The 13,770-nt window shown below is 72.0% G+C and carries 12 protein-coding genes; 6 read left to right on the top strand and 6 right to left on the bottom strand.

From position 1 onward, the window contains the following. Window positions 1–69: 69 nt before the first annotated feature. The 5 genes from ACZ4VW_RS14590 to pepN all read left to right on the top strand — a co-directional run bounded on the left by ACZ4VW_RS14590 (window position 70) and on the right by pepN (window position 6,376). Entirely contained in the window at window positions 70–1,122 is a 1,053-nt protein-coding gene (locus tag ACZ4VW_RS14590; protein ID WP_467962089.1) for an AraC-like ligand-binding domain-containing protein, read from the top strand. A 132-nt stretch (window positions 1,123–1,254) separates the two neighbouring features. After that, a complete protein-coding gene (locus tag ACZ4VW_RS14595) occupies window positions 1,255–1,614 on the top strand; it encodes a hypothetical protein (protein WP_467962091.1) in 360 nt (119 codons plus the stop codon). A gap of 106 nt (window positions 1,615–1,720) precedes the next feature. Further along, window positions 1,721–2,257: an RICIN domain-containing protein gene (locus tag ACZ4VW_RS14600; RefSeq protein WP_467962093.1), complete on the top strand. Its 537-nt coding sequence runs from the start codon at window positions 1,721–1,723 to the stop codon at window positions 2,255–2,257. 149 nt (window positions 2,258–2,406) lie between these two features. Beyond that, window positions 2,407–3,750, top strand: coding sequence for a TerD family protein (locus ACZ4VW_RS14605; RefSeq protein ID WP_467962095.1), 1,344 nt, complete (start codon window positions 2,407–2,409; stop codon window positions 3,748–3,750). A gap of 52 nt (window positions 3,751–3,802) precedes the next feature. Continuing rightward, a complete protein-coding gene (gene pepN / locus ACZ4VW_RS14610) occupies window positions 3,803–6,376 on the top strand; it encodes an aminopeptidase N (protein WP_467962097.1) in 2,574 nt (857 codons plus the stop codon). Window positions 6,377–6,493: 117 nt separating this feature from the next. On the opposite strand, the gene alc is transcribed toward pepN, so the two are convergent. The 4 genes from alc to ACZ4VW_RS14630 are packed head-to-tail and all read right to left on the bottom strand — an operon-like array spanning window position 6,494 to window position 10,599. Then, window positions 6,494–7,636 carry an allantoicase gene (gene alc / locus ACZ4VW_RS14615; protein WP_467962099.1) on the bottom strand — a complete coding sequence of 381 codons (1,143 nt, stop codon included), beginning with the start codon at window positions 7,634–7,636 and terminating at the stop codon, window positions 6,494–6,496. A 59-nt stretch (window positions 7,637–7,695) separates the two neighbouring features. After that, on the bottom strand, window positions 7,696–8,628 hold the full coding sequence (locus ACZ4VW_RS14620; protein ID WP_467962100.1) for a LysR family transcriptional regulator: 933 nt from the start codon (window positions 8,626–8,628) through the stop codon (window positions 7,696–7,698). 40 nt (window positions 8,629–8,668) lie between these two features. Continuing rightward, window positions 8,669–9,616: a DMT family transporter gene (locus ACZ4VW_RS14625; protein WP_467962102.1), complete on the bottom strand. Its 948-nt coding sequence runs from the start codon at window positions 9,614–9,616 to the stop codon at window positions 8,669–8,671. Window positions 9,617–9,642: 26 nt separating this feature from the next. Beyond that, window positions 9,643–10,599, bottom strand: a complete 957-nt coding sequence (locus ACZ4VW_RS14630; RefSeq protein ID WP_467962104.1) for an EamA family transporter — start codon at window positions 10,597–10,599, stop codon at window positions 9,643–9,645. 164 nt (window positions 10,600–10,763) lie between these two features. On the opposite strand from ACZ4VW_RS14630, the gene ACZ4VW_RS14635 reads away from it, so the two are divergent. Then, a complete protein-coding gene (locus ACZ4VW_RS14635) occupies window positions 10,764–11,276 on the top strand; it encodes a MarR family winged helix-turn-helix transcriptional regulator (RefSeq protein WP_467962106.1) in 513 nt (170 codons plus the stop codon). 67 nt (window positions 11,277–11,343) lie between these two features. Here ACZ4VW_RS14635 and ACZ4VW_RS14640 read toward each other — a convergent pair whose 3' ends face one another. After that, window positions 11,344–11,571, bottom strand: a complete 228-nt coding sequence (locus ACZ4VW_RS14640; protein WP_315893271.1) for a hypothetical protein — start codon at window positions 11,569–11,571, stop codon at window positions 11,344–11,346. 20 nt (window positions 11,572–11,591) lie between these two features. Next, complete coding sequence (malQ, locus tag ACZ4VW_RS14645) at window positions 11,592–13,763, bottom strand: 4-alpha-glucanotransferase (protein ID WP_467962108.1); 2,172 nt, start codon at window positions 13,761–13,763, stop codon at window positions 11,592–11,594. Between the last annotated feature and the right edge of the window lie 7 nt (window positions 13,764–13,770).

Genomic DNA, 13,770 nt, shown 5'->3' on the forward strand with positions numbered 1-13,770 from the left:
GGTGGAACACGGCTGCGTGACAGCCGGCACGGGACTGGACGGCCGCCACGTCGAGGTGCGGGGGATCGCGTGGGACCACTGGCTGCGTCGGATGCTGTCGGGGCGCATGAGGACAGGTTCGATTGGTTTTGCGAGAGAGTGTCCAGAGATGTCATGCCTGTGACGCTGAGCACACGGCGGGCGGCCGACTTCCGGGCGGACATCAAGGACCTGGATCTCGGCGTGGTGCGGCTGTCCGCTGTGACGTGCTCACCGGTGCTCTCGCGCCGGACCTCGACCCATATCCGGCGGGGTGACCCCGAACACGTGCAGCTGGCGCTCATCACACAGGGCGCCGTCAGGATCTCCCAACGAGGCAACGAATCGGTGGTCGCGGGGGGACTCGTGCTCACCGACACCTCACGACCGAGTGAGGGGGCATGCACGGGCGGGCGGGTCGAGTCGCTGGCTCTACAGATTCCCCGCCAGGCCCTGGCGCTGGGCTCGGACCGCCTCGACAGCCTCCTCGCACAGAACTTGGCCGCGGACGCGGGGTCAGGGGCGATCCTCGCCGACTTCCTGAAGACGCTGCTCACCCGCGGCCCGCGCTGCCGCCCGGAGGAGCTGCGCGGGATGGGGTCCGTCACCCTCGACCTGGCCACCGCGTTTCTCGCGCGGCAGCTCGGTGACCCTGGCAAGGCGCCTGCCGAGGCTCGCGCGCAGGAGACGCTGCAGCGGATCCACCGCTTCATCGAGAACAATCTCGGCGACCCGGATCTGACTCCTCAGGTGATCGCCGATCGGCACAACATGTCCCTGCGCCGTCTGTACACCCTCTTCGGCGACCAGCCCCTGACCCTCGCGGCGCGTATCCGGCAGAGCAGGCTCGAACGCGCCCACGCCGACCTCGCATGTGGGGAACTGAGAGGTCAGCCCGTTCAAGCGATCGCGGCGCGCTGGGGCTTCTCCAGCGCCACCGGTTTCAGCCGGGCATTTCGCGAGGCCTACGGGACCACCCCTACCGAACATCGTGCGCTCTCTCTGGATGCCGCACGGCACGCAGAGCACAGAAACCCTGCACGCCACGAACACCACCGCGCGTCGCTCCGGCCTAGATTCACCTCTGGAGACACCGCAATGTGAACGGATGCCCCGGGGCGACAGCCCAGCCCGCCGGCCGGCGCAACATTCGAGCGCGGCGGCCCGTGGCATCCGTGCCTCCATGCCTTCTCGCGTCGTCGTGAGGAGAGGCCGAACCCGTCCCATGGAGGAAACATGAGCTTGATCAAGAAGGCTGCCACCACTTTGGGGGCCGCCACGCTGGCTTTTGCCGGGGTACTGGGGTCCGCCGGCCAGTCGTCGGCTGCGTCCAACGGACAGCAGATCCACTTCCACGACAGCAGCGGCGTCGTCTACTCGATCCGCATCGAGGGCTACAACCAGAACGGCAACGTGGCCTCGGGATGCTTCGCCACGCCGGGCAAGGACACCTGGGTCGGCGGCTGGTGGTGGAAGGGGGAGGTCACCGTCACCTTCTACAAGAACAGCTCCTGCTCCTTCGCCACCTATTACGGGGAGACGAACGCCTGGGTACCCACCTCGCAGAGCGGTGACTGGACGAGCGTCTACTCCTGACCACGCCATATCCCTGCCGGGCGCCCGAGGGAAACCGGCCGGGAGGCCGGAGTTCGGCGCCCGAGCCGGCCGGCACCCCTGAGACGATCAAAGGAATCAGATGAACATGTCAGGTCGCATCCGGACGTTCGTTCGCCGCGCTGCTGGGACAGTCGCGGCGGGCGTGCTGGTGTCCCTGCTCCTCCCCGCGTCACCGGCGTCTGCCTCCTCCTATCCGCAGAGGCTCACTTCTTGGCACAGTGCCAAGTGCCTCGAGGTGCAGGGCTGGAGCACGGCGAATGGCGCGGCGGTCGGGCAGTGGGACTGCCATCTCGGCAGGAACCAGCAGTGGTTCTTCTCGGATCAGGGTGGTCCGGGATACCTGGTGTGGAACGCGAACAGCGGAAAGTGCCTCGAGGTCGTGAACTGGAGCACGGCGAACGGGGCTGCCGTCCGGCAGTGGGACTGTCACGGAGGAGCCAACCAGCAGTGGGAGTGGCTGGGCACGGTCAAGGACGGACACCACGTGGTCATCCTCAAGAACGTGAACAGCAACAAGTGCCTTGAGATCGCGGATTGGCGTAGGGACAACGGCGCTCCGGCTCGCCAGTGGGACTGCCATTACGGAGACAATCAGGTGTTCTACGCTGCCGACGTTTTCTGACGTGAGTCGACGCACGACGTGACCACCGATGGTGCCGGTGGCGCACGGTGTCACCGGTGACGAGGTCCCCGCGGCGTCCTCTGGTCACGACCCCGGCGGAATTCGGACAACGCGTTCGAAGCCGGGCCCCGGGATGACAGGATCCGCGCATGACCCAGATACCCGAGGGCGCCGACATCGCGGTGCCCGCCCAGGCCGTCCAGGTCGCCGTGGCCTGGCAAGTGGTGCCCGGGGCGCCGGAGGTAGACGTCTCGGCGCTGTTGCTCGACGCCGGGGGGCGGGTACGGGGGGACGCGGATCTCGTCTTCTACAACCAGGTCGGGCATCCCTCGGGCGCGGTGCGGCATCTGGGCAAGTCGGCGCCGGGCGCGCCCGGCTCCACCGCCGCGGACTGGCTGTGGCTGGACCTCGGGCGGGTGGAGCCGGGGATCGACCGGATCATGGTCGTCGCCTCCGCGGACGGCGGGGCCTTCGGGCGGGTGCCGGCCCTGGACGTACGGGTCACGGACCTCACGGGCGCACCGGTGGTGTACTTCCCGATCCCGGACGCGACGACGGAGACGGCGTTCGTCCTCGGCGCGTTCCACCGGCGCGCGGGCGGGTGGCGGTTCCGGGCGGTGGGGCAGGGGTACGCCTCGGGTCTCGCCGGCCTCGCGAGGGACTTCGGCGTCGTGGTGGAGGCCCCGCCACCTCCGATCCCGGGCCCGGGCTACGTCACCCCGGTCCCGCCGCCGGCTCCCCCGGTCCCCGCGTACGGGCCCCCGGCGTACGGCTCACAGGCCGTCCCGGCCTACGGACCCCCGGCCCATGGAGCCCCGGCCTACGGACCCACGGCCTATGCATCCCCGGCCGCCCCGGCATACGGCTCCCCCGTGTACGACGCCCCCGCCCACGGCTCCCCGGCCGCTCCGCCCGTCGTCGCGGTCGACCCCTTCTCCTCCTCCTTCCGCCCCTCGGTCCACCAGGGCCGCGGCAAGGAGACCGTGCACTGCGACCCCTCCCTCCCCTCCGGCTGGGCCCTCCTGGAGATCGAGTCGTACCACTCCATCTCCACCACGATCGAGTCCTGCGACGCGTACGGCCGTGCCGAGGACTTCCTGCTCATGGCGTACGAGGACGACGTCCGGGCCCGTACCGTCGCGCTCGTCCCGCGCGGCCGGCCGCTGACGCTGCGGGTCGAGGCCGACACCCCCTGGACGCTGCGGGTGCTGCCCCTGACCCACGCGCGCCGTTTCGACAGCCACATCGAGGGCCTCGCGCACGATCTGGTCGTCTACGACGGGCCTCCCGGTGTCCTCGACTTCCTCCATCGCGGCGAGTCCAACTTCACGGTCCACCACCACTCCCCGCCGCGTGAGCCGGAGTACGACGCCGAGGACCAGGACATGCTGGTCAACGAGATCGGTGAGGTCCGCGTGAGCGCGCCCGTGTCCGGTCCCGGACTCCTGCGGATCAGCGGAGACGGGCCGTGGAAATGTGCGGTGCGTCGCTGAGCCACGCCGTGGAAGGATGAGTCAAACGTCACGAAACCGAGGAGTTGACCGGGTGCCTGGCACAAACCTGACCCGTGAAGAGGCGCAGCAGCGGGCGAAGCTGCTGACCGTGGACGCGTACGAGGTCGAACTGGACCTCTCCGGTGCGCAGGAGGGCGGCACCTACCGGTCCGTCACCACCGTCCGCTTCGATTCCGCCGAGGCCGGTGCGGAGACCTTCATCGACCTCGTCGCCCCCGCCGTCCACGAGGTCGTGCTCAACGGGCACGCGCTGGACGTGGCCGCCGTCTTCCGGGACTCGCGGATCGCGCTCAAGCATCTGCAGCAGGGCGCGAACGAGCTGAGGGTCGTCGCGGACTGCGCGTACACCAACACCGGTGAGGGCCTGCACCGGTTCGTCGACCCGGTCGACGACCAGGCGTACCTCTACACCCAGTTCGAGGTGCCGGACGCCCGCCGTGTGTTCGCCTCCTTCGAGCAGCCGGACCTGAAGGCGACCTTCCAGTTCACCGTGAAGGCGCCGAGCGGGTGGACGGTGATCTCCAACTCGCCGACGCCGGAGCCCAAGGACGACGTGTGGGTCTTCGAGCCCACCCCGCGCATCTCGACCTACATCACCGCGCTGATCGTCGGTCCGTACCACGCCGTGCACTCCTCCTACGAGAAGGACGGGCAGGTCGTCCCGCTCGGCATCTACTGCCGCCCGTCGCTCGCCGAGTACCTGGACGCGGACCACATCTTCGACGTCACGCGCCAGGGCTTCGAGTGGTTCCAGGAGAAGTTCGCCTACGACTACCCGTTCGCCAAGTACGACCAGCTCTTCGTCCCGGAGTTCAACGCGGGTGCGATGGAGAACGCGGGCGCGGTCACCATCCGCGACCAGTACGTCTTCCGCTCGAAGGTGACGGACGCGGCGTACGAGCGCCGGGCCGAGACCATCCTGCACGAGCTCGCGCACATGTGGTTCGGCGACCTGGTCACCATGGAGTGGTGGAACGACCTGTGGCTGAACGAGTCGTTCGCGACCTTCACCTCGGTCGCCTGCCAGGCCTCCGTGACGGGCACCCGCTGGCCGAACGCCTGGACCACCTTCGCCAACGCGGAGAAGACCTGGGCGTACCGTCAGGACCAGCTGCCGTCCACGCACCCGATCATGGCCGAGATCAACGATCTCGAGGACGTGCTGGTCAACTTCGACGGCATCACCTACGCCAAGGGCGCCAGCGTCCTGAAGCAGCTGGTCGCGTACGTCGGCGAGGAGGAGTTCTTCAAGGGCGTGCAGGCGTACTTCAAGGCGCACGCCTTCGGGAACACGCGTCTGTCGGACCTGCTCGGCGCCCTGGAGGAGACCTCCGGCCGTGACCTCAAGGCCTGGTCGAAGGCGTGGCTGGAGACGGCCGGCATCAACATCCTGCGCCCGGAGATCGAGACGGACGCGAGCGGTGTCATCACCTCGTTCGCCGTCAAGCAGGAGGCACCGGCGCTGCCCGCCGGCGCCAAGGGCGAGTCGATCCTCCGCCCGCACCGGATCGCGATCGGCTTCTACGACCTCGACGCGACCGGCAAGCTGGTGCGCACGGACCGGGTCGAGCTGGACGTCACCGCCACCGAGCTGACGCGCGTACCGCAGCTGGAGGGCAAGGCCCGGCCGGCGGTCGTGCTGCTCAACGACGACGACCTGTCGTACGCCAAGGTCCGGCTCGACGAGGTGTCGCTGGGGAACGTCACCGCGCACCTCGGGGACTTCGCCGAGTCCCTGCCGCGCGCGCTGTGCTGGGCCTCGGCCTGGGACATGACCCGGGACGGCGAGCTGGCCACCCGCGACTACCTGGAGCTGGTGCTCTCCGGCATCGGCAAGGAGAGCGACATCGGCGTCGTCCAGTCGCTGCAGGGGCAGACGAAGGCGGCCCTGGAGCTGTACGCGGCGCCGGAGTGGCGCGAGACGGGCCTGAACCGGTGGACGGAGGCGACGCTGGCGCATCTGCAGGCGGCCGAGCCGGGCAGCGACCACCAGCTGGCCTGGGCCCGGGCGTTCGCCGCGACCGCCCGCACGCCGCAGCAGCTCGACCTGCTGGCCGCGCTTCTCGAGGGCAACGAGACGATCGAGGGCCTGGCCGTGGACACCGAGCTGCGCTGGGCGTTCGTCCAGCGGCTGGCGGCGACCGGGGTGTACGACGAGTCGGAGATCGCGGCCGAGCTGGCGCGGGACAAGACCGCCGCGGGCGAGCGTCACGCGGCGACCGCGCGCGCGGCCCGTCCGACCGAGGCGGCCAAGGCCGAGGCATGGGCGGCGGTCGTGGAGGCGGACACCCTGGCGAACGCCGTGCAGGAGGCGGTGATCGGGGGCTTCGTGCAGACCGACCAGCGTGAGCTGCTGGCTCCGTACACGGAGAAGTACTTCGCGTCGATCAAGGGCATCGCGGAGACCCGCAGCCACGAGATCGTCCAGCAGATCGTGGTCGGGCTCTACCCGACGATCCAGGTCTCGCAGGAGACCCTGGACGCCACGGACGCCTGGATCGCGGAGCACCAGCCGGCTCCGGCGCTGCGGCGTCTGGTGACGGAGTGCCGTGCGGGCGTCGAGCGCGCGCTGAAGGCGCGGGCGGCGGACGCGGCCGCCGCGTAGCGGCCCGGAAAGGCACGACGCAGGGGCGCCCTCCCCCGGGGGGTGCCCCTGCGTCCGTTCGATCCGCTCGGCGGGCGGGCGTCGGCGCGCGGCCGCCCGCCGGGCGGAGACCGGGGGTCAGCCGCCGAGCGCCGCGTGGCGGGCGCGCAGGTCGGCCGCGCCCCGCTCCGTGAGCGTGCCGTGCAGCCGCATCCGGGCGACGCCGCCGTCGGGGAAGGCGTCGAGGCGGACGTGGGTGACGACGGCCTGGGCCGGGAGCTTGAAGCGGTGGAGCGTGTCGGGCTGGAGCCGGGTGCGCGGGATGATCTCGAACCACTCCGCGCCCGCGGAGGGGTCGCCGTTGCAGCCCTGGAGGGCGATCCAGCCGGCCGAGTTGCCCTTGAGGTAGGCGGTGTCGATCTCGACGGCGCGTACGGCGCCCTGGGCGGCGAGCCGGAAGCGGACCCAGTCGTTGGTGCCGCGGACCCGGCGGCGGCGGTTCTCCCAGCCGTCGTCCATCTTGCGGGAGGTGCCCGGCAGGATGATCTGGGTCGGCGAGGAGTAGAACCTGTCCGAGGCGTCCTCGTAGACGCCTCCGTTGAGTACGGAGATCAGGTCGAGGGTGCCGAGCAGCTCCAGCCACTCGGGGTCGGGCACGACCTCGCCGTGGACGCGGAGGCGGGCGATGCCGCCGTCGGGGTGCTGGCAGAGGCGCAGGTGGGTGAAGCGGCGCTCGACGTCGATCTCGAAGCCGTTGGCGGCGTGGCCGCGGACGGGGGTGGGCGGGACGATCTCCTCCCACTTCACGTCGTCGGCGAGGAGCTGCTCGGGGCTGGGCGAGCCGTCGACGGCGGTGGCCTGGATCGACACCCGCTGCGGGTAGTTGCCGCGGAAGTGGGCGGTGTCGACGATGATTCCGCGGATGACGCCGGGGGCCCCGAGGCGGACGATCGCCCAGTCGTGGTCCTCGGGGGCGGGGAAGACGTTCTCGGCGTCGGCGCCACGGCGGCGGCGGGTCTCCCAGCCGTCCATGATCTTGCCCTTGTGGCCGAAGTGCTCCGGGTCGAAGACGGCGCGCTCGCGGACGAGGAGGTTCTCTCGCTCGGCGAAGAACTCGTCGTTGGCGGCGACGACGCCGGCGCCGAGACGGCGGTCGGCCAGGTCGACCAGCTCGGTGAAGGGGAAGTCACCGGTGCGGTAGTCGGCGTACGGGTCGCCTCCGCCGTAGGGGGCGGCGTCGTTGGCATGCGGGTCCTGGTCCTGGCTCGTCTCGAAGGTCATGGACCGACTGTGCACGAGCGAGACCTGGTCGGTCCATCGAATGTTTTCGACAGGTGTGTTCAGTTCTCCTGAACGGTCTGGGGAACGTTCTCGCGCTGGGTGGCCGCCTGACGGAGCGCGGCGAGCACCCGGGCGACCGCGACGCCCTCCTCCGCCCCGCGCCGTACCGCCGCGACGACGTGGCGGCGCGGCTGGTCCGCGGAGAGGACGCGCATGACGACGCCGGCGGGGCGCTCGGCGGAGGCCATCCGGGGCACTAGGGCGACGCCCATGCCCGCCTCGACCATGGCGAGGATCGCGGTCCAGCCGGCGGCGCTGTGGGCCTGTTCGGGCACGAACCCGGCGGCTTCGCAGGCGGCGGTGGTGATCTCGGACCAGGGGCCGGAGCCGCCGAAGATCCAGGGCTCGGCGGAGAGGTCGGCGAGGCGCAGCCCCGGCGCGTCGGCCAGCGGGTGCCCGGCGGGCAGGGCGACGTCGAGGGGGTCGGCGAGGAGGGGGACCCGGCTGAACTTGGGGTCGCGCACGGAGGGGGCGTGGGCGGCCAGCGAGAGGGCCAGGTCGACCTCGCCGGCGGCGAGCAGCTCGTACGCCTCGGACGCCTCCGCCTCGCGGATCCGGACGTCGAGCCGGGGGTGGGCGGTCCGCAGCTGCTGCACGGCGGGGACCAGGAGCGCGGGGACGGCCGTCGAGAAGGCGGCGACCCGGACCTGTCCCACCTCGCCGCGGAGGTAGCCGTCGAGCTCGGCGTCGGCGCGCTCCAACTGGGCGAAGACTGCCTCGGCGTGACGGAGCACGAGATGCGCGGCGTCGGTGAGCCGGACCCGGCGCCCGTGCGCCTCCAGGAGCTGGACACCGAGCTGCTTGGCGAGGTTGGTGAGCTGCTGGGAGACGGCCGAGGGGGTCATGAGCAGGGTCTCCGCGGTCGCGGTGACGGTGCCTCGGTCACGGAGGGTGCGGAGGATCTGGAGCTTCTTGATGTCCCACTCGGTCATGGGCGCAACCTATCGGGCCGTCCGCCCGTGGTCGGACCGCTCATCCCCTGGCACGGGCGGCGCTCGCCAGCGCCACACCGCCCAGGATGAGCGCCATGGAGGCGCCGCCCGCCGCCCCGAGCTCCTCGCCGAGCAGGGCGTAGGAGAGCAGGGCCACGCAGACCGGCTGGAGGTAGTAGACGACCCCGGCGCGGGCCGCGCCGATCAGGGCGATGGCCTTGTTCCAGGCGAAGAAGGCGAGGGCGGAGGAGAGGACGCCGACGTAGACCAGCGGGCCGACCGTGCCGAAGGAGGGCTCGAAGCCGCCCTGGACGGCGAGGCTGACGCCGTACGCCGGAAGGAGCATCAGCGCGCCGAGTACGAAGGTCGAGAAGAGGAGGACAAGGCCGCCGAGTTCGGCCGGGCGGCGCTTGAGGAGGGCGCTGTACGAGGCGAAGCTGACGGCCGCGGCCAGCATCCACAGGTCGCCCGCGGCGAGCCGGGTGGGGAGCGCGCCCTTGCCGACGAGGAGCAGCACGCCGACGCAGGCGATCGTCATGCCGGTCACGCGCCGGGCGCCGAGCCGGGCGCCGCCGAGCCGTTCGTACAGGGCCATCAGGACCGGCGAGGCGGCCATGATCATGCCCATGTTGCCGGCGGATGTGGTGAGTCCGGCCTGGTTGACCAGGGTGTTGTAGACGGTGACGCCGAGCAGGGCGGCGAGGGTGACGAAGCCGAGGTGACGGCGGATCACGCGGTGCTGCCGCCAGGTGGCGCGGGCCGCGAAGGGCGCGACGGCCAGGATCGCGACGATCCAGCGCCAGAACGCGGCCTGGACGGGCGGGACGGAGTCGTGCAGGGCGCGGGAGGCGACGAAGCTGCCGGACCAGACGACCGTGGCCACGAGCGCGAGCAGAACGCCGAGGCCGGCTCCCCGCGCGAGGTTCTTCGCGGGTGCCGGCTCGTCGGTCGTTCCCGCCTCGGCGCGGACGCGGTCCAGGAGTGCCACGGTGATCCCTTCGGTCGGTGTCGGCCCTACCGTCGCACCGAGGAAACCTCCAGGTCCATCGAAAGTTCTTTACCATTCCCTTCAGAAAAGTTGAACGGTTCGACCTTTCGGGAGTCGCGGGAGGCCGGGGTACGGGGGCTCAGCTGACCGGCCAGGGTGGCGCCGAAGGCGACCGCCATGCCGACGAGCTGCACCGGTCCGAGCGCCTGGCCGAGCGCGACCCAGCCGATGACGGCCGCGGTGATCGGCGAGAGCGGGCCGAGAAACGTCACCGAGGAGGCGCTCAGCCGCTCGATCCCTCGGAACCACAGGAAGTACGAGACCGCGGTGTTGCCGAGGGCGAGGTAGCCGTACCCGAGCAGGCTGGTGGAGTCCAGGGCCGGTGGGGCGCCTTCGACCAGGAAGGCGATCGGCAGGATGATCAGCCCGCCGGCCGTGAGCTGCCAGCCGGTCAGCGCCAGCGCGCCCACCCCCTCGGGCCTCCCCCAGCGCTGGGTGAGGACGGTGCCGGCCGACATCGACAGGGCGGAGAGAAGGCCGGCCGCGACCCCGACGAGATCGAAGGCCGCCCCTGCCTGCAGGACGACGAGACTGACGCCGAAGGCGGCGGCGATCGCGGTGAGCAGGGAGCGCCCGGTGGGCCGGTCACCGAGGAAGAGCGCGGCCAGACCGACGACGAAGAGCGGCCCGACCGAGCCGACGACGGCCGCGACCCCGCCGGGCAGCCGGTACGCGGCCAGGAAGAGGAGCGGGAAGAAGGCGCCGATGTTGAGGCCGCCGAGGACCGCGGCCTTCCCCCACCAGGCGCCCCGCGGCAGCGTGCGGGTGAGGGCGAGCAGAAGGAGTCCGGCGGGCAGCGCGCGCATCAGTCCGGTGAAGAGCGGCCGGTCGGGCGGAAGGAACTCCGTGGTCACGACGTAGGTGGAGCCCCAGGAGATCGGGGCGAGCGCGGTGAGGGCAACGACGGCGGCCTTGCGGGACATGGCGGATCCCCCTCGATTCGGAGCCGGAACGCTAATGGCTTGGCGGTAAGTAGCTTAGCAATAAGCTACTTGTTGGCAAGCCACTTCCTGGAGAGCATCTTTCTCGTGAGTGGCTTAGCATCCACTTGCTTGCCGTCGAGCCGATCTCTCAGGAGACTGCCGCCATGGACAGCACCGAACCCCCGGCGCACGACGCCGTCGACGCCATCACCGACCAGTGGGCGGTCGTCCGCCCGGACCTGGACACGCTCCCGATGGCCGTCTTCGGGCGGATCTACCGGCTGGCGGCGGCGATGCGCGGCCGCGTCGACAAGGCGTACGCCCCCTACGGGATGGCGCTGGGGGAATTCGACGTGCTGGCGACCCTGCGCCGTTCGGGCGAGCCCTACACGCTCTCGCCGCGCGAACTCACGGCGACCCTGATGATCACCACGGGTGGCATGACCGGCCGGCTGGACAAGCTGGAGAAGGCCGGGCTGCTCAGCCGCAGCCCCGACCCGAACGACCGGCGCGGGCTGCGGGTGACGCTCAGCGAGCGGGGCCGCGAGCTGGTGGACCAGGCCGTGGGGGCCGGACTTGCCCAGCAGCGGGCGGCGCTGGAGGAGGCGCTCACGCCCGAGGAGGCGGAGCAGCTGTCCGGGCTGCTGCGCAGGCTGCTCGCGACGACGGCCGGGTGAACGCGCACGAGGGCGCTGCGGCGGTACTCACGTACCGCCGCAGCGCCCTCGTCGAGAAGCTGGGGCTCTAGGCCTTCTTGGACTTGTCGAGCACCATCACGAGACCGGCGATCACCAGGAACAGCACGATCGGCGCGGCCACGTACAGGCCGAGGGTCTCGACGACACTCAGCTTGGGGGCCGGGTCGTCACCGTCGTCGCGGGTGAGCGCGAGCGCGGGGGACGACATGAGCAGCATCATCAGCGTCGTACCGGCCGCGACAGCACCGGCGCGCAGGGCGTTCTTCTTGTCCACGGTGCAAACGTAGCGAACCCTCAAACGGGCCGCGCGTCCGGGGGTGCCGTACGGGACCCCGCCCCCGGCCCGGCGCCCGGCCCGGCACCCGGCTCCTCGGGGGATCGGCCCCCCGGCCCGGCGGCCCCCGCGCCGCGCGACCCCGCGAGGGATCCGAAGACCGAGAGGAGACGGTGGAGCCGGGGCGAGGCCGCCAGCTCCTCCAGGGCCATCGGCTGGCCCTCCGGGCCCGCCACCGGCAGCCGCCAGTTGGGGTACTCGTCCCAGGTTCCGGGCAGATTCTGCGGCCGCCGGTCCCCCACCGTGTCCGGCAGCCACACCCCCACCATCGCCGCCGGGGTGCGCAGCAGGAACCGGTGGACGGCCCGGACCTCGGCCTCCTCGTCGCCCGGTCCCTCCGGCAGCAGCCCGAGCCGCTCCAGGTACATGAGCCAGTCGCCGACCTCGGCCGCGTCCAGGGCGCGCTCCCGCCCGAGGTCGCCGGTGAGCAGCCCGAGGCGGTGGCGCAGGGCGACGTGGTCGCCGGAGAGCCGGGCCGCGGTCGAGGGCAGATCGTGCGTGGTGGCGGTGGCCACGCAGTCGGTGCGCCACTCCTCGGGGGCGAGGGGGCGGCCCGTGCCGGACCAGTCCCGCTCGAACCAGAGCACGGAGGTGCCGAGCACCCCGCGGCGCGCGAGCCGCTCACGGACGCCCGGCTCGACGGTGCCGAGGTCCTCGCCGATGACGAGCGCGCCCGCCCGGTGGGCCTCCAGGGCGAGCACGGCGAGCATCGCCTCGGAGTCGTACCGGACGTAGGTGCCCTCCGTCGGCTCGCGGCCCTCGGGGACCCACCAGAGCCGGAACAGGCCCATCACATGGTCGATGCGCAGCGCGCCCGCGTGGCGCAGCAGCTCCCTGAGGAGGCCGCGGTACGGGGCGTAACCGGAGGCGGCGAGCGCGTCGGGGCGCCAGGGCGGCAGGCCCCAGTCCTGGCCACGGGCGTTGAAGGCGTCGGGCGGGGCGCCGACCGACATGCCGGCGGCGAAGGCGTCCTGCTGGGCCCAGGCGTCCGAGCCGTCCGGATGGACGCCGACCGCGAGGTCGTGGACGATCCCGACGGCCATGCCCGCCTCCCGGGCGGCCTCGGCGGCGGCGGCGAGCTGCCGGTCGGTCAGCCAGGCCAGCCGGCAGTGGAAGTCGACCCGTGCCGTCAGCTCGGCGTCGGCGCGGACCACCGCGGCGGCGGAACGGGGGTCGCGCAGCTCCTCGGGCCAGCTCCGCCAGTGGTGCCCGTGCCGCTCGGCGAGGGCGCAGTAGGTGGCGTGGTCCTCCAGGGCGCGACCCCGCTCGGCCAGGAAGTCGCGGTACTCCGCCCGTCTGCCGGGGCCGAGCTCCACCGTCCGCAGGAGCTCCAGGGCGCGCCGCTTGACGTCCCACACCGCGTCCCGGTCGATCAGCGCGCCCTTGCGCAGGACCCGCTCGCGCAGTTCGGCGGCGTCGGCGAGGACGGCGTCCCGCTCGTCGCGGTACTCGGGGGCCAGGAAGCCGTACTCGGGGATGTCCTCGATCCGCAGATGGACCGGGTCGGGGAAGCGCCGTGAGGAGGGGCGGTACGGGGAGGGGTCGGTGGGCGCCCCGGGCACCGCCGCGTGCAGCGGGTTGACCTGGACGAACCCGGCGCCGTGCGTCCGGCCCGCCCAGGTCACGAGGTCCCGCAGGTCCCCCAGGTCGCCCATGCCCCAGGAGCGGCCGGAGAGCACCGAGTACAGCTGGGCGAGCAGGCCGAACATCCGCCGCCCGGGCCGGGGCACGCGCGCGGGGGCGACGATGAGCGTGCACGCTCCGGCACGCCCGTCGGGCGCCAGGGCCTCGACCCGGTGGACACCGAGAGGGAGCGGGTGCCAGTCCGGGCCCTCCACCACCCCGCCCTCTTCGGTGGTGACGCGCAGCCGGGTGTCCGGCGGAAGGTCCTCGGGCGGGCACACCGGGCCGTCGTCCCGCCACCGCACCAGGGTGGGCGGCAGCAGGCGGTCCTCGGTGGCCCGTCGCGCCGCCCCGAGGGCGGCGGCGACCGCCTCGGGCGTCGTGGCGTCGACGTCGAGGGCGCCGAGCACGGCGACGACCGTGGCGTCGGGCACCTGGACGGTGACGCCCTCGGACGGCTCGTACGCGGTGGCGACGCCGTGGAGTTCGGCGAGACGGGCCAGGGTCACTTCACAC

The organism is Streptomyces sp. NPDC029139 (assembly GCF_055564335.1).